Source organism: Campylobacter sp. BCW_6464 (genome assembly GCF_001762775.1).
Taxonomy (GTDB): Bacteria; Campylobacterota; Campylobacteria; order Campylobacterales; family Campylobacteraceae; genus Campylobacter_D; species Campylobacter_D jejuni.
Genome location: NZ_MJXM01000037.1, coordinates 1 through 16458, shown reverse-complemented (window position 1 = coordinate 16458; position 16458 = coordinate 1). Strand labels below are relative to the sequence as shown.

At 30.3% G+C, this 16458-nt stretch carries 19 protein-coding genes; 7 read left to right on the top strand and 12 right to left on the bottom strand.

Annotation, left to right across the window (positions count from 1 at the left end):
* Position 1: 1 nt before the first annotated feature.
* From AJ885_RS02210 to trmA, 4 genes are read left to right on the top strand one after another with little or no spacing between them, the layout of a single operon-like run.
* On the top strand, positions 2-1240 hold the full coding sequence (locus tag AJ885_RS02210; RefSeq protein WP_070210095.1) for an ankyrin repeat domain-containing protein: 1239 nt from the start codon (positions 2-4) through the stop codon (positions 1238-1240).
* Positions 1237-1986, top strand: coding sequence for an SDR family NAD(P)-dependent oxidoreductase (locus AJ885_RS02205; RefSeq protein WP_052858706.1), 750 nt, complete (start codon positions 1237-1239; stop codon positions 1984-1986). Before AJ885_RS02210 ends, AJ885_RS02205 begins: the two co-directional genes overlap by 4 nt.
* On the top strand, positions 1983-3716 hold the full coding sequence (locus tag AJ885_RS02200) for a Na+/H+ antiporter NhaC family protein (RefSeq protein WP_070210096.1): 1734 nt from the start codon (positions 1983-1985) through the stop codon (positions 3714-3716). The genes AJ885_RS02205 and AJ885_RS02200 overlap by 4 nt, the downstream gene beginning before the upstream one ends.
* Positions 3713-4786 carry a tRNA (uridine(54)-C5)-methyltransferase TrmA gene (gene trmA, locus AJ885_RS02195; protein WP_070210097.1) on the top strand — a complete coding sequence of 358 codons (1074 nt, stop codon included), beginning with the start codon at positions 3713-3715 and terminating at the stop codon, positions 4784-4786. The genes AJ885_RS02200 and trmA overlap by 4 nt, the downstream gene beginning before the upstream one ends.
* Here the strand turns inward: trmA and AJ885_RS02190 are convergent.
* Positions 4773-5189, bottom strand: coding sequence for a membrane protein (locus AJ885_RS02190; protein ID WP_002861471.1), 417 nt, complete (start codon positions 5187-5189; stop codon positions 4773-4775). The genes trmA and AJ885_RS02190 overlap by 14 nt on opposite strands.
* Positions 5190-5307: 118 nt before the next feature.
* Here AJ885_RS02190 and AJ885_RS02185 point away from each other — a divergent pair, with 118 nt between their 5' ends.
* Both AJ885_RS02185 and ilvA read left to right on the top strand, forming a co-directional pair.
* Positions 5308-5721, top strand: a complete 414-nt coding sequence (locus AJ885_RS02185; protein ID WP_002856772.1) for a CoA-binding protein — start codon at positions 5308-5310, stop codon at positions 5719-5721.
* On the top strand, positions 5721-6932 hold the full coding sequence (gene ilvA / locus AJ885_RS02180) for a threonine ammonia-lyase (protein ID WP_070248179.1): 1212 nt from the start codon (positions 5721-5723) through the stop codon (positions 6930-6932). Before AJ885_RS02185 ends, ilvA begins: the two co-directional genes overlap by 1 nt.
* On the opposite strand, the gene truA is transcribed toward ilvA, so the two are convergent.
* From truA to glmU, 7 genes are read right to left on the bottom strand one after another with little or no spacing between them, the layout of a single operon-like run.
* Complete coding sequence (gene truA, locus AJ885_RS02175) at positions 6929-7654, bottom strand: tRNA pseudouridine(38-40) synthase TruA (protein WP_074497808.1); 726 nt, start codon at positions 7652-7654, stop codon at positions 6929-6931. The genes ilvA and truA overlap by 4 nt on opposite strands.
* Positions 7651-8676 (bottom strand): LptF/LptG family permease, encoded by a 1026-nt coding sequence (locus AJ885_RS02170; RefSeq protein WP_002881529.1) that lies wholly within the window; start codon positions 8674-8676, stop codon positions 7651-7653. The genes truA and AJ885_RS02170 overlap by 4 nt, the downstream gene beginning before the upstream one ends.
* Positions 8676-9452, bottom strand: a complete 777-nt coding sequence (locus AJ885_RS02165) for an A24 family peptidase (protein WP_070248182.1) — start codon at positions 9450-9452, stop codon at positions 8676-8678. The genes AJ885_RS02170 and AJ885_RS02165 overlap by 1 nt, the downstream gene beginning before the upstream one ends.
* The gene (gene uppS / locus AJ885_RS02160; protein WP_070280677.1) at positions 9449-10117 is read right to left on the bottom strand and encodes a polyprenyl diphosphate synthase; all 669 of its coding nucleotides are present in this window, start codon (positions 10115-10117) and stop codon (positions 9449-9451) included. Before uppS ends, AJ885_RS02165 begins: the two co-directional genes overlap by 4 nt.
* A gap of 3 nt (positions 10118-10120) precedes the next feature.
* Positions 10121-10738 (bottom strand): hypothetical protein, encoded by a 618-nt coding sequence (locus AJ885_RS02155; RefSeq protein WP_070248186.1) that lies wholly within the window; start codon positions 10736-10738, stop codon positions 10121-10123.
* Entirely contained in the window at positions 10735-11889 is a 1155-nt protein-coding gene (gene coaBC, locus AJ885_RS02150) for a bifunctional phosphopantothenoylcysteine decarboxylase/phosphopantothenate--cysteine ligase CoaBC (RefSeq protein ID WP_070280676.1), read from the bottom strand. The genes AJ885_RS02155 and coaBC overlap by 4 nt, the downstream gene beginning before the upstream one ends.
* Positions 11886-13175, bottom strand: coding sequence for a bifunctional UDP-N-acetylglucosamine diphosphorylase/glucosamine-1-phosphate N-acetyltransferase GlmU (gene glmU, locus AJ885_RS02145; RefSeq protein ID WP_070280666.1), 1290 nt, complete (start codon positions 13173-13175; stop codon positions 11886-11888). Before glmU ends, coaBC begins: the two co-directional genes overlap by 4 nt.
* A 142-nt stretch (positions 13176-13317) precedes the next feature.
* On the opposite strand from glmU, the gene fliP reads away from it, so the two are divergent.
* The gene (gene fliP / locus AJ885_RS02140) at positions 13318-14052 is read left to right on the top strand and encodes a flagellar type III secretion system pore protein FliP (RefSeq protein WP_002852529.1); all 735 of its coding nucleotides are present in this window, start codon (positions 13318-13320) and stop codon (positions 14050-14052) included.
* Here fliP and AJ885_RS02135 read toward each other — a convergent pair.
* The 4 genes from AJ885_RS02135 to AJ885_RS10080 all read right to left on the bottom strand — a co-directional run.
* The gene (locus AJ885_RS02135) at positions 14049-14273 is read right to left on the bottom strand and encodes a hypothetical protein (RefSeq protein WP_002780361.1); all 225 of its coding nucleotides are present in this window, start codon (positions 14271-14273) and stop codon (positions 14049-14051) included. The two genes, fliP and AJ885_RS02135, sit on opposite strands and share 4 nt — an antisense overlap.
* 25 nt (positions 14274-14298) lie before the next feature.
* A complete protein-coding gene (locus AJ885_RS02130; RefSeq protein WP_070280665.1) occupies positions 14299-14526 on the bottom strand; it encodes a hypothetical protein in 228 nt (75 codons plus the stop codon).
* Between the two features lie 92 nt (positions 14527-14618).
* Positions 14619-15389, bottom strand: coding sequence for a transporter substrate-binding domain-containing protein (locus AJ885_RS02125; RefSeq protein ID WP_002776733.1), 771 nt, complete (start codon positions 15387-15389; stop codon positions 14619-14621).
* A 93-nt stretch (positions 15390-15482) separates the two neighbouring features.
* On the bottom strand, positions 15483-16458 hold a 976-nt coding region (locus AJ885_RS10080; protein ID WP_261659917.1), incomplete at its 5' end, for a Cj0814 family flagellar-dependent secreted protein.

Sequence of the window (16458 nt, the reverse complement as noted above, 5' to 3'; positions counted from 1 at the left end):
ATTGAAGTTATTATTCACTTCCTTTTGTTGTTTTGCAAGTTTAATGGCTAGCGATGCCATTAACTGCGACAACATTAAAAATAATAAAACATTGCTAAATAAAAGTTCAAATTTAGATTATTTAAATATAGCTTCAAGCTGTAAAGAATCTTTAAAAAATCAAGATTTTACAAAAAAACTCTATGCGATTTCCAATGAAATTCGCGGAAGCAATAGCTCTTGTAATGGTGTGGCTTATTTGCCCAAATTACAACAATTTGATTTTTTATTATTAAAAATAGCTATCGATCCCATCGCTTATCAAAAAACTTTAGATACACCCGAAAATTTAGAAAAAAAATATGACATTTTAAAATCTTATTTTAGATATTGGGCATATCAAAGTATAGGAAATTTTAGACTTTACAAAGCTTTTTGGAAAGAATATAACAATGCTATAGAACCTTTAGAAAAGTATTTTGAAAGTAATTTTAATTTTGACAAAGGTAGTAATATTTACTATGCTAGCAATGCCTTAAACGAATTTTTAAATTGGGCTGTTGGTGAAACAAAAATTTACAAAGACATTAGTCCTTTAGCAAAAATCATGTCAAATAAAAATTATTCGGTATCTTATATACAAGATTTTATTTTTTCAAATAATCCAAGCCAAGATGATCTTACGATAGCCTTGCAAGCAGCGCTTCTAAATCAAAGAGAAAAAGAAATTTTAGAACTTTTGATTCGTTTTGGTGCTAGGATTGACGAAGGTTATGAAAGTGCTATTTTTTACGCATTGGAAAATTATGAAAATACAAATTTTTTAATCCAAAATGGAGCGAATGTTAATCAAGCCAATGCCTTTGGTAAAACCCCACTTTTTTATGCCATAGAGTTTAATCGCCTTGATATCATAAAACTACTTCTTGATAATAGAGCAAATGTTAATCAAAAATATATTAATAACAATGAAAAATTAGCATTAAGTGCGAACATAGGTTCAAATACGCCTTATTTTATTACATTTTGTGCTCTAGAGCACACTTCAAAAAATGTTTTAATGCATGCTGCAGCCTATGGAAATGTTGAAATTTTAAAACTTCTTATTTCAAAAGGAGCAAATTTTAATGCTGTTGATGATCTTGGTTTTAATGCACTTGACTTTGCGCTAGCAGCAGGTAAAAAAGAAAATGCTGATTATCTAAAAAGCTTGGGTTTAAAAGCAAACGAAAATCTATTTTACAGAGGTAGTTTAGAATGAAAACCGCATTTATTACAGGAGCTAGTTCAGGTTTTGGTAGAGCTTGCGTTGAAGCTTTTATACAAGAAGACTACAAAGTAATCGCCCTTGCTAGACGCAAAGAGCGTCTAGAAGAGTTAAAAAATGCTCACAAAGATAAGATTTACACGCTTTGCATAGATGTAAGAAATCAAAAAGAAATCTTTGAGGCTATTGAAAATTTACCCAAAGAATTTCAAGAAATTGATGTGCTTTTTAATAATGCAGGTTTAGCTTTAGGGGTAGATGAATTTGATAAATTAAACCTTGAAGATATTAACACTATGGTAGATACAAACATCAAAGGGTTTTTATATATTGCAAAAGCTGTTATTCCTATACTTCGTAAACAAAAAAATGCTTATATTTTTAACTTAGGTTCAGTTGCGGGACGCAATCCTTATTTTGGAGGCAATGTGTATTGTGGAACCAAAGCCTTTGTAGGACAATTTTCATTGGCCTTAAGAAATGATCTTAGAGGAAGCAATATCAAAGTAACAAACATTGCTCCAGGACTTTGCAAAACTGAATTTAGTGAAGTGCGTTTTAAAGGAGATATCCAAAAAGCTGATGCAGTGTATGAAAATACGCAATTTATCAGTGCTAATGATATTGCCAAAGTAGTAATGTCTATCATTAACCTACCAAGCCATATTAATGTTAATGAAATCGAGCTTATGCCGGTAACACAAACTTGGAATGGATTTTATATAGAAAGAGATGAATGAATAAATTTTTAGTTTTATTGTTTTTACCTTTAGTTGCATTTGCAAACTCCTCAGAAGCAGCTGCAAATGCTAATTTGTTTGGAGCTTTTACGCTTATACCACCTTTAGTTGCTATTGCTTTAGCCTTTATCACAAAAGATGTTATTTTATCACTCTTTGCTGGGGTTTTAAGCGGAACTTTTCTACTTAGCCTTTCTGTAAATATTTTTAAAGCACAACATTTAGCTTTTGTAAATTTTTATAATACCGCAGTAGAATCTTTTTCAAAGATTATTTCTTACATCTTAGGCTCAACTTCAGATCCAGTAAATGCAGGAATCATTTTGCAAATTCTTTGTATAGGTGGTCTTGTAGCACTTATCACAAAAATGGGTGGTGCAAAAGCTGTAGCATTAAAATTTGCCAAAAGAGCCAAATCAGCTGTATCAGCTCAAGTTAACACTTGGTTTTTAGGGCTTTTAATATTTTTTGATGATTATGCTAATTTACTGATCGTAGGTCCAATTATGCGTCCTTTGGCGGATAAATTTAAAATTTCTCGTGAAAAATTTGCCTTTATTATCGATTCTACTGCCGCTCCCGTAGCAGGAATAGCTGTAATTTCTACTTGGATAGGCTTAGAAGTTTCCTTAATTAAAACCGCTTATGAACACATAGGCATTAGCGATATTAGTGCTTTTGGAATTTTTGTCGAAACCATACCTTATCGTTTTTATAATATCTTCATGCTTTTTTTTGTAATCATGACTGCAATCATGGGGCGTGAGTTTGGTTCTATGTACAAGGCTGAAGTGCGTGCAAGAACCACAGGGCAAATTGCTCCTCTACCTAAATCAGGCACACTAGATACTGCTGAATTAGAAGATCAGTTTTTAGCACCAAAAGAAGGTATTAAAATTCGTGCTTTTGATGCTATTATTCCTATTTTTACTTTAATCATTTTAGCTATATTAGGATTTTATTTTAATGGACTTAGCACTTTAGAAGGCGAAGAACTTGCAAAAGCAAATGCCAATCCTTTGTCTTTTGAAACTTTTAGGGCTGCTTTTGGAAATGCTGATTCTTCTGTGGTGTTATTCCAAGCTGCTTTGTTTGCTGCTATTGTAGCGATTTTTATCGGGGTGCGTCGTAAAATTTTCAATCTTAAAGAAGCGGTAGAAACTTGGATATATGGCTGGAAAACCATGATTTTTACTATAGTCTTACTTTTATTTGCTTGGTCGCTTTCAAGTATAGTAAAAGATCTAGGAACTTCTTTATTTATCACTAGTTTGCTTGCAGATAAATTACCTGAGTTTATTTTACCTGCTACTATTTTTGCTTTTGCTTCAGCTATTTCTTTTGCCATAGGAACAAGCTATGGAACTATGGGGATTTTAATGCCTTTGGCTGTGCCTTTAGCTCATGAAATCGCCAAAATCAATAGTATGGATGTAAACGCTATGCATCATTATATGGTTATTAATATAAGCTGCGTTTTAACAGGTGCGATTTTTGGAAACCATTGCTCACCAATTTCAGATAATGTAATCCTTTCATCTATGAGTGCAAAATGCGATCATATGGAGCATGTAAGAACACAAATTCCTTATGCTTTATTTATCTGTGGCATTTCTTTAATCGCTGGATATATTCCTGTATCTTTAGGACTTAGTGTTTGGTTTGTCTTGCCTTTAAATTTCATACTTATTGCGCTTTTATTAAGACTCATCGGAAAGAAAGTTCCATGAGTCTTGAAAATTTTGGAAATTTTCTTACTTTAGATGAAAAACACTCTTTCATAAAAAAATATTTTAAAGAATTTTATACAAAAGAATTTAAACTTTTTGCCTCAAAAGATAAACATTATCGTACAAGAGCTGAACTTTCATTTTATCATGAAAATGATACGCTTTTTTATGCAATGTTTGATCCAAAAAGCAAAAAAAAGTACATTATAGAATATTTAGATTTTGCTGATGAAAAAATTTGCGCTTTTATGCCAAAACTTCTAGAATGCTTGCGTCAAGATAGCAAATTAAAAGAAAAACTTTTTGGCGTGGAGTTTTTAACCACAAAGCAAGAACTTAGCATAACTTTACTTTATCATAAAAATATAGAAGATATAAAGTCAAATTTAGAAAATTTAAGCAATATTCTTCATATCAACCTTATAGCAAGAAGTAAAGGCAAAAAACTTATTTTTAAAACAGAAAATCTAAGACAAACTTTAAATATTCAAGATAGAAAAATATTTTATGAATTTAACAACGATTGTTTTATTCAGCCTAATACTGCTATAAATGAAAAAATGATTACTTGGGTATGTGAAATTTTAAGCACTCAAAAAAGAATGGATTTACTTGAGCTTTACTGTGGATATGGAAATTTTACTTTAGCTTTAGCACCATTCTTTTTTAAAATTTTAGCCACTGAAATTTCAAAAAGCAATATTAATTTTGCTTTAAAAAATTGCAAACTTAACAATACAATAAATATCCACTTTGCAAGACTTTCAAGCGAAGAATTAAGTCTTGCTATCAAAAAAGAAAGAGAATTTTTTCGTTTAAAAGATATTCGATTAGATGATTTTAATTTCTCTCATGTTTTAGTTGATCCACCCCGTGCAGGACTTGATAAAAGCGTAATTGACTTAATAAAAAAATATGAAAATATTATTTATATTTCTTGCAATCCTATCACTTTAAAAGAAAATTTAAAAGAATTAAGCCTAACACATAGAGTGGAAGAGTTTGCTCTTTTTGATCAATTTGCCAATACTCCACATCTTGAATGCGGAGTATTTCTTAGCAAGGTATAAAAAAATAATTCATTAATTTAGCCAGTATTACTATCGCGATACAAAGCACAAATACAAAAGGATGGATAAAAGCACCAAGCGGGTTTTTCTTCTTTAATATAAAATGACAAAATAAAGAAAAAACAACTAAAGATAAAATTCCAAAAGCCAAAATAATTTTTATAGCAAAAAGTAAATTTAAAGGTTTAAAATGAAAACCTGCCAAAGCACCTCCGCTTAAAAAAAGCAAAAGAACCACAAAAGGCATTATTTTAACCCCAGTAGCACTAAAAAGACTTTTGTCAAAATTAGGATTTTTCTTTTTAACTACACCCAAAACAAATACATCAACAAACAAATAACCTATAAACAAAATAGCACAAAGAAGATGGATTGTTAAAGTATATGGATAAAATTCTTCCATTTTTCCCTCCTTATTAAACTTCGGAATTTGCTATATTATAACACTTTTTTCATTTTTTGAATTCATTTTAGTTAATTTTTTAATCATTTAAGATAAAATACCAAAACAAAGGTTAATAATGAATGAAAAAGAAACTATCTCTTATATTATAAATACAAGTAAAAATATTGCCATATTTGCTTTAAGTCCAGATAAGACAAAAGCTTCTTATAGGGTAGCAGAATTTTTACAAAGAAAAAATTATAAAATTTTTCCTATTTATCCTAAAGAAGAGTTTATTTTAAATGAAAAAGTTTATAGAAATTTAGATCAAATAGAAGAAAAAATCGATACACTTATACTTTTTAGAAAAGGCGAAGTGGCACTAGAAATTCTTCCTAAGCTTGTTGAAAAAAATATTAAAAACCTATGGCTTCAACTTGGTATTAGTAATGAAACAGCCAAAAAAGAATGTAAAAAATTAGATATAAATTTTATACAAAATCGTTGCATTATGCTAGAATATCCGTATTTTAAAACAAAGGAAAAATAGTGTTAGAGCTTAATAAAATTTACAAAGCAAAACAACAAATTTCAGGGTTTGTAAACAAAACTCCTTTCATATACTCTTCTTTTTTAAGTGATATTTGTCAAAGTGAAATTTATCTTAAAAATGAAAATTTACAAATTACAGGTGCTTATAAAATTCGTGGAGCTTATAATAAAATAGCCAATCTTAGTGCTGAACAAAAACAACATGGAGTCATTGCCGCAAGTGCTGGAAACCATGCTCAAGGCGTGGCCATTAGTGCAAAAAAATTTGGCATTAAAGCAGTTATTGTAATGCCAGAATCCACTCCGCTCTTAAAAGTTTCTGCTACAAAAGCCTTAGGAGCAGAGGTGATACTCAAAGGGGATAATTTTGATGAAGCCTATGCCTTTGCAACCTCTTATGCTAAAGAAAATAATCTTAGCTTTATTCATCCTTTTGAAGATGAATTTGTAATGGCAGGACAAGGAACTTTGATGCTTGAAATGCTTGATGAAATAAGCGATCTTGATGTGATTATCGCACCTGTTGGAGGTGGAGGACTTATAAGTGGTATCGCAAGTGCAGCTAAACAAATCAATCCAAACATTAAAATCATCGGAGTTGGAGCCAAAGGAGCTCCTGCAATGTATGAAAGTTTTCATGCTAAAAAAATCAAAAATGCAAAAAGCGTACGCACTATAGCCGATGGTATTGCTGTGCGTGATGCAAATCCTATTAATTTTAACATTATTTTAGAATGCGTAGATGATTTTATCCAAGTTGATGATGAAGAAATCGCTAATGCGGTATTGTTTTTACTTGAAAAACATAAAATCATAGTTGAAGGCGCAGGAGCTGCGAGTGTAGCCACCCTACTTCATCAAAAAATAAATACACAAAATCATAAAAAAATTGGCGTAGTTTTAAGCGGAGGTAATATCGATGCACAAATGCTAAATATCATCATAGAAAAAGGTTTATTTAAATCCTATAGAAAAATGCAAATTCATGTTACTTTAGTAGATAAACCTGGGGCATTATTACACCTTACAGACAGCTTAAAAATAGCCAATGCAAATATAGTAAAAATCGACTATGATAGATTTTCCACCAAGCTTGATTATGGCGATGCGATGATTTCAATTACCCTAGAAACCAAAGGCAAAGAACATCAAGAAGAAATAAGAAAAATTTTAACCCAAAAGGCCTTTAATTTCTATGAAAGTTTTTAATAACATATACGGCTTAAATAAAGCCCATTTGGCGGTGCTAAAAAGTGATTGTATTGCTTTTTAGCCTCAATCTGTTCTTTGAGTTCTTTTTCACTCATTTTTCCTTCTAAAACCTTTAAAACGCTTGCTACGCTTAATCTAATTTGCCCTCTTAAAAAACCATTAGCTTTAAAATGAAAAATGCTAAAATCTTTATAAGCATAAGCTCTAGCAATAAAAATTTCTCTTAAAGTCGTTTTATTATCCCCTCCACTTTTGCAAAAAAACTTTAAATCCTTTTTTCCCACAAAAAAACCCAAAAGCTCATTAGCCTTATCTAAGTCAAATTTAGGATAAAAATGTACATAAGAAGCCATAAAAGGACTATAAGAAGAGTGAGAAAATATATAGCGGTATTCTCTACTTTTTACATCAAATCTTACCTCAAAATCATCTTTTACTTTTTCAATTTTTTTGATATGGATAAAAGGATGGGAAAATTTATTAAGTTGTTTTTGAAGATATTCTAAATTTGTAAAATAATCTCCACATTCTACACTAGCTACAGCATAGCTTGCATGCACTCCTTTATCTGTACGAGAAGCCATCAAAAGAGGTGAAAAAATACCCAAATGCGATAAAGCCCCACTTAAAGCATCTTGAACACCTTTTTTATGAGGCTGAGTAGCAGAACCTAAAAAAGCAGAGCCATCATAAGAAAATATAATTTTTATTTTCATCAATAACGACTCAAAATCATTTTCTTAAAACAATAAGCCGAAACAAATAAACTTAAAGAAAAAATTCCAAGGCAAGCCAAAATTGGAGGTTGAGAAAAAGAACTTAAAAGTCCGAAATATATAGCAATCACTCCAAACATACCTAAATACACATAGCCTTTTTCATAACGATAAGTAACCAAACCAAAGCAAAGCGCAAAAAGCGTACTAGCAAGTGGAAACAAGGCTATAGTTGTATAAATCACAAATTCTCTTGCTCTTTGTGGGTTTTCGTTTAAATCATTCCAGTATTCATAAAATTTCTTTGTTTGAAGATTGTCTGTATTAAACTGAGTATTTACTACTAAAGCATCAAATTCTCCACTAAAAATACTTTGACCTTGCTCAAAATTATACATTTTTCCTTGATTTAAGCTAAAAGCAAAGCTATCATCTTTTCTTTGCACATGCGCTTCTTTGGCTATGATAAGCTGTTCTTTATCATCTGCTTTATGTTTAGGGCGATACATAATTATGTTTTCATACTTATCACTATCTTGTTTTTCTATAAAAATCATCCAGTCTAAAAATTTTTGTCCAAATTCTCCTGTTTTGTAGTTAAATTTCACTTGAGTGCTTTTATAGTTTACAAAGTTATCCTGAAGTTCAAATACTATAGGTATCATTACCAAAGCCACAACAAGCATAAAAGCACTAATCAAGCTTGCAATTTTAAGGAAAAATTTTGCCAAAATCATTGGTGAAAATCCCAAAGTAAAAAGCACTATGCTTTCATTTTCCTTAGAAAGCCTAAACAAAGCCAAAGTTAAAGAAATAAAAAAAGATATAGGCAAGGTAAAAATTAAAATTCTAGGCAACATAAATCCATAAAGCTTTAAAAGATCCAAAAAACTAATCTCTATACTTGAAGTAAGTTTTGCAAGTTGAATAAAAAATACCATAGATACAATAGCAAAAAGTACGAAAAATATAGATAAATTCGTACTTAAAAATTGATTTAAAACATATCTTAAACTAAGCTTCATTAGAATAATCCTAAGTTTTTATAAAATAAAACTGCCACAAAAGCGATATTTAAAAAGGGTATCATAGCAAGTTCTTGCTCTTTTATTGCTTTAATTTTAAAAAAAATAAAAAAAGGCAAAGTTAAAATAGAAGCTATAAATAATACTAAAAATCCATACTCAAAACCTAAAATTCCACCCATACAAGACATAATGATAATATCAGCATCACCCAAATTTTCTAAAATTTCATCTTTTTTTTGGAAATTCATTAGAAAAAAAACTAAACTTTTTAATAAAAAAACAAATCCTCCAAAACTAAAAGCATTTAGTAAAAAACCTCTGCTAAACTCTTTAAAAATCAAAAAATGTAAAATTTCACTTTCCCTAAAGGCGTAAAAAAAAGCAAATAAAAAAGCGCTCCAAAGTAAGATTTGTGGTACGGCTTTGAGTTTAATATCAATTAAAGAAAGCAAGAAAAGATTAAATAAAAATAGAGATAAAAATAAAAAATCATAAAAATTTTGACTTAAAAAATAAACCAAAATAAGCAAAATTATGCCTAAAATTTCATTGATTAATAAAAAAATAGGCAAATGACATTTGCAAGTTTGACATTTTGCCTTTAAAAAAACATAAGAAAAAATAGGAATAATTTCATAGTATTTTAATTTTGTATCGCAAGAAAAACAAAAGGAGCGCGAGATAAAAAAAGGTTTTTTTTCAATTATCCTACTTGCCAAACTTGCGCAAAAAGAACCCAAACAAGCCCCTAGAATTATTATGAAAAGTATCATTTTCCAAAAGTTCTTTCTCTATTTCTAAATTCTTTAATAATCCTTTTAAATTCTCTCTTGGTAAGAGATGGAAATAAAGTTTCACTAAAATAAATTTCAGCATATGAACACTGCCAAAGTAAGAAATTTGAAAGTCTTTTAGCATTTCCAACGCGAAGCATCAAATCCACATCTAAAGGTAAATCTAAATTTTGCGTTAAATTTTCTTCATTTAGCTCAAGTTTTTTTTCGATCACACGCTTAGCAGCTCTTATAATTTCATCTCTTGCGCCATAACTTATAGCCAAATTAACACAAAGTGCGTCACAATGCTTTGTTTTTTCTTCAACTAAGGTAATTTTTTCTCTTACTTTATATTCCAAACGCGATAAATCACCTATAGCTCTTAAACGCACATTATTTTTTTCAAATTTTTCTAAAGCTTCATCTAAACAACGATTTAAAAGTTCAAAAATAAAATCAATTTCATCTTTAGGACGCTTCCAATTTTCCGTACTAAAAGCAAAAAGGCTTAAATTTGAAATATTTTCTTCCATGCAAACTTCCATCAATTTTTGCATAGTTTTGACTCCTTGGGAATATCCAAGTTTTGCCAAAAAACCCTTAGCCCTAGCCCAGCGCCTATTACCATCCATAACAACAGCAAGGTGTTTTAATTCATTCATTTTTCATCCTTTAAAATCAAAAAGCCTTTTGAAAACAAACAAAGGTTCAATCTTGTTTTCTTGCGATACATTAAAATCTAAATGTTCGTTTAAAAATTTTTGTACCTTGGCAAAAGGTGTAAAAACGCTAACACCTTGTGAATCTATCAAAATTTTCAAAGCTCCAAAAACACTAAAATATAAGTAAATTTCTAAATATTTTGCTCTTTTACGCATTTGAAACAAACAAGATTTATTTTCAAAGATAAAAGGAATATGATAAATATTTTCAAAACTTGCAAAAAGCATTTCTTTTAATATCTGATAACGCTCTATATCTTTACAAGCTAAAAGATTTTGTATGATGAATTTTTTATAAGAAATTTTATCCTCTAAAATAGCGATTATCAAAGCCAATCCCTCTTCAAAAGGTTTGAAATTAGGACGCTTTGAAAGATGTTTAAATTGTATAACTCCACCATTTTGCATATAAAGTTCAGCTAAATATTCAGCACCAATTTCAAGCTCTATCATGCTTTTGGTTTGAATCTTTTTGTGATTTAACAAAAGCGTATAGTGTCCATAGCCTGATTTAGCCAAAACTTTCATTTGTATAGGTAAGGTAGAATTAATCATACTCATAATTTTTCACACCATTTTACTAATTCAAATGCCAATTTTTCTTTGCTTTGCAAGGTGCTTTTATTTTCATTATTTAAAGTGATAAAATAAAGTTCATTTTGATCGCTTCCAAAATAATTTTTTTGATCAATGATATTAAGGCAAATCATATCAAGTTGCTTATCTTTTAAAGATTTTTTCGCATTTTCTAAGGCATTTTGAGAATCAAATTCCATCTTAAAACCTATCTTTTTGCCTTGAAATTTGCAAGTTTTAAGCAAATCTTCATTTAAAGATAGATGCAAGTTTAAACCCTGTAAATGCTCATTTTTTTTAATTTTTCCTTTTACACTTTGAGGGATAAAATCACTCACTGCAGCCGTCATAATCAAAAAATCATGACTTAAATTTTTATCCAAAAGCTCTTTTAGATCCTTAGAACTTTCAAATTTGCAAAGCTCATAAGGAGTATCAAATTCCACAGAGCTTAAAAATTTTACCCTAGCTCCTAAAAAATAAAAAGCATCAGCTATGGCTTTTGCCATTTTTCCACTTGAAAAATTACTCACACAACGCACATCATCAATTCTTTCTCTTGTGCCGCCACCTGTGATAACTACACTTTTATCGCACCAAAACTTTTCTTTTAAAAGTTCTCTTTTGGTGATACTGAAAATATCCTTAACTTCAGCTAAGGCTCCTGCACCTTCATCTTTACAAGCTAAAACTTTACAAATAGGCTCTATAATCAAAGCTTTATTTTCTTTAAGCATCTTTAAAGAATTTTGCGTGCTAAAATGATGAAACATATTTGTATTTGCCGCAGGAGCTATGATAAGAGGTTTATTTGCTGCGATTAAGGTTTGGATAAAAAGATTATCCGCTATACCAAAAGCAAGTTTATTGATAGAATTAACACTTGCAGGGGCAAATAAAACAAGGTCTACATCCTTGCTAAAAGCTATGTGATTGTTTAAGTTTTGCCAACTTTCATTTTCCTCACATAAAATCTCATCAGCCAAGGCTTCAAAACTCATTTTGCTAGCAAATTTTAACAAACCATTAGAAAGCAAAACTTTTACCCTAAAGCCTTCTTTTTTAAACAAAGAAATAAGCTCGTAAGATTTATAAAAAGCTATACTGCCACTAATAGCCAAAAGTATGGTTTTCATTTTTGAAATTTCTTGTAATAATAATCTTTTATCATCTTATGCTCTGCTCTATTGATAAACAAAGCACCTTTTTCTACATTGACACTTACTGTGCTTCCTGCTGCTATGATCACTTCATCTTCGATTTTTACAGGTGCGATAAATTGCGTATCCGAACCTACAAAAACATTTTTTCCTATGATGGTTTTATGCTTTTTTACCCCATCATAATTACATGTAATAGTCCCACAGCCTATATTAGTTCCACTATCTATCTCACAATCTCCCAAATAGCTCAAATGCCCTGCTTTTACGGTATTTAACTTTGCATTTTTGCATTCTACAAAATTTCCTATATGAGTGTTTTTTAACTCACAATTTGGACGTAAATGTGCCAAAGGCCCTACATCGCTATTTTCTACGATGGAATTTTCTATCACGCTTGAACTTTTAATGATAGAGTTTATAATCTTACTTTTACCCTCTATCCTTACATTTTCATATACTTCGCATTCACCTACAAATTCAACATCTGCACCTATAAAAGTGCTTTGCGGTAAATGAAAAATCACACCCTGTTGCATCCAGTGTTTTTTAATTTTTTCTTGCATGAAATTTTCAGCTATACTGAGTTCAAATTTATCATTAATCCCCATAAATTCATCTTCATCTACAAAAACCGCTTTAATCATCACATCTTTTTCTTTTGCTAGTTTTACAATATCGGTTAAATAATACTCTTTTGCCGCATTATTGTTATCAATCAAAGGTAAAAACTCTTTTAAAAGCCTCGAGTCAATCACATAAACCCCAGCATTGCAAGTATTTATCTCTTTTTCTTGTGTATTTGCATCTTTAAATTCAACAATTTTTTCAACACTATCGTTTTTTATCACCACCCTACCATAACTTTTAGGATCTCTTGCTTTGAAAACTGCTAGATTTAATTTTGCATTATTACTCAACAAAGCTTCCAAACTTGTTTGCTCAACCAAAGGCATATCGCCACAAAGAATCAACACTCTTTCATTTTTAGGCTCAAACCCCCTTAAAGCTCCCGCAGTTCCTGGATAATTTTGCAAGTCTTGCTCTAAAATTTGTGTTTTTGGAAAATATTCTAAAATTTCTTTTTCAACGCGTTCTTTTTGATGTGATAAAATTACACTTACATCATCACTTAAAGCAAAAGCCTTTTTTAAAATGTGTAAAATCATACTTTTTTGACAAAGCTCTTGCAAAACCTTTGGCTTTTGTGATTTCATTCTAGTGCCTAATCCTGCCGCTAAAATCAAAATAGAAGTTTTCATTTTTTACCTTTGTTATTAAGAAGTCTAAAAGACTATTTTAGCAGTTTAAAGTTAAAATCCTAATACCCTTAAACTAGTTTTTAGTCATCAAAAGATAAAATTTAAATTTCTTTAGTAAAAAACAAAAAAAGGTTTTTAAATTTTGAAAAAAATATTATTATTTTTACTTTTAAGCATGAGTTTATTTGCTGCTGAAGCAACTATCCCTACAGTAAATTTAAGCTTAAGTGCACCCAATACACCTAATCAGCTTGTTACTACTTTAAATATAGTGATTGTTTTAACCATACTTGCGCTCGCTCCAAGTATAGTTTTTGTTATGACTTCTTTCTTGCGTCTTATTGTGGTATTTTCATTTTTGCGACAAGCTATGGGGACGCAAAGTATGCCACCTAATACTATTTTAGTAACCTTGGCTTTAATTTTAACTTTTTTTATCATGGAACCTGTAGCTACAAAATCTTATAATGAAGGCATAAAACCTTATTTAGCAGAAAAAATAGGCTATGAAGAGGCTTTTATAAAAGGAGCAAAGCCTTTTAAAGATTTTATGCTTAAAAATACTCGAGAAAAAGATTTAGCCCTTTTTTATCGTATACGCAATCTACCCAATCCCAAAACCATAGATGATGTTCCCCTTACGGTTTTAGTTCCTGCTTTTATGATTTCAGAGCTTAAAACCGCTTTTGAAATAGGGTTTTTAATCTACCTGCCCTTTTTAGTCATAGATATGGTTGTAAGCTCAGTTTTAATGGCTATGGGTATGATGATGCTACCTCCTACTATGATCTCTTTACCTTTTAAACTCTTAATTTTTGTATTAGTGGATGGATGGAATTTGCTAGTGCAAAGGCTTGTGGAAAGCTTTGTAACCTAAGATTTATAAAATCTTAAAAACAAAATTCCAAGAAAAAGATACAAAAGCAAAAATAATTCTAAAGCTAAAAGTATATACAAAAACAAGCCTTTAACGCAAAAAAGAGCTATAAAAACAACAAAAAGAATTACTAAGGCTGTTCGCCCTAGAAAGACTTTTTCTAGGGTCTTGATAGAATAAAAAGTAAAATCTAAAATAAGAGTAAAAATAAATTCTAGCATTGTAAAATACACCCAAAAACTAAGCTTAGTGGTATCTTGCAGCCATCATGTCAATTTTTGAATTGTAAGCACTTCCGCCCGGTGCAGGTGCATTCGCAACCCCAGCACCTACTACCCCCAATCTTATTCCATAATTTAAAATTAAAGGTATAGCTCTATCTTCTTGATAAGCATATTTGCAATACTCCCCAGCTGCGTTTAGTGCAGTGCAAGATAAAAACAAAAATAACAAAAAAAATGCAACTTTTTTCATTATCTTAAATCCTTTTATTTAAAATTTAGATAATGATATTGTATATCAAAATTTATAAAATTAATATTAATTATCAATATTTTATTAAAAGCCTACAAGAAAAAAGTGATATTATTTTGCTTAAAAACTTCTTTAATGTCTTTTAAATACTTATTGCCCAAAAAATCTAAAAAGCCATTTTTCCTACTCTCATCAATGAAATTATCAAGCTTGTCCTTTAAAGCTTCATCACCTTTTCTTACAGCTATACCCCAAAACTCAGGATTTTCTTGAAAAGGCGCTAAAATGGCTCTGGTTGTATCTTGATGCTTTTGCCAAGTCCGATAAATCGTAAGTTGATCATAAAAAAATCCATCAGCCTTGCCTTGAATCACTTCCAAAATAGCAGCATTTTCTTTATCAAATAAATTAATAGTTGCATTTTTTAAATTTTTAACCGCATATAAATGCCCTGTAGAACCACGCTTTAAAGCCAAAACTTTGCCCTTTTTATCTAAATCTTTGATATTTGTAATATCAGAGTTCAAAGGAGTTAAAATAGCCAAATTTGCCTTAGCATAAGGAATGCTAAAATCCACCACTTTCTTTCTCTCATCGGTAATTGTCATAGAAGACATGATAAGATCTATCTTGGCTGTTTTTAAAGCAGGTATTAAACCATCCCAAGCGATATTTTTTACTACAAGTTTATAGCCGTTTTTCTTTGCAAAAGCTTCTAAAAAATCCACACTAATTCCACTTGCTTTGCCTGTTTTATCGCTCATTTCAAAAGGCGGATATCCAAGCTCCATTCCTACAACCAAATCTTTTGCACTCAAATTTAAAGCAAAAAAAGAGATAAAAATCAAAATAATTTTTTTCATAATTTCCTTTCAAAATTTTTTGTAAAAAAATTATACTAATTTTATCTTATTTTGTTATTAGCAATTTGTTTCAAACTTAAAAAATTAAAACCTTTAAACCCTAGTTTGTCCTAAAAGATTATTAAGTCTATCCATTATAGAATCAGCGTAGGAATCAATAGTGCTAGGTTTTGCTTTCCAGCCATTAGCAAGAGCTTGTTTAATTTCAGCATCTAAAGCCCAATTACCCATAGCAGATTCTTTAGGAATGTTATTTTCATACATATATAAATCACCTTCTTCTATGCCACGCTCTGCCCAGTATCTAAAAAAGCTTTTAAAGTCACTTTTACCTGTCATAATACTATCAATGTTAATTGCAGGACCACTAAAACTCTCTTTAGCCATAGCCCTATTGTAAGCTTCTACTTTTGGATTAAGTGTAGTTTTTGGACTCTCAACGGGTTGTCCGCTACCATATGATTTTAAAAAGCTCATAAATAAAGCTTCTTTAGAATAGCTTCCATCTTCATTTTGTGGATAAACTGACATATCAGGATTAAACTGCCAATCTTCACCTTTAGAAACATTTTTGATTTCTTCCAAAGATAAACCAAAACTATGTCCATTTATGCCATCTATTAAAGATCCTGATTGTATATATAAACTTTCAGCTTCTTTCATTTGTTCAGGGGTTTGATAAATATTTGTAATAGAAGAATTTGAGAAATCTCTTAAGTGGGTGATATTCATTCTATTGCTTGGATCATTAAAATCCATCGATTTTATTCCATTTATAGCATACCCCTTAGGCATAGAATTTATATCTGCTTGGCTAAAACTTGTTTTATCATTTGGAAAACTTTGACCTAAAGCATTAGAAAAAAGATTATAATATTGTTTTATGGTTTCAGCCATATCGATATTAGTATAATACTCGCTTACACCAAAATATTGTTTCATATCTGCAATATAAGGTTCATTTTCAGCAGCTTTTTTAATCTCATCCAAAGTAGATTTATGTATTTTAAAATCTTCAGGTAATCCTGCAGCTTTGTTAAAATCACTTCCCATATAGCCATCTTTATCT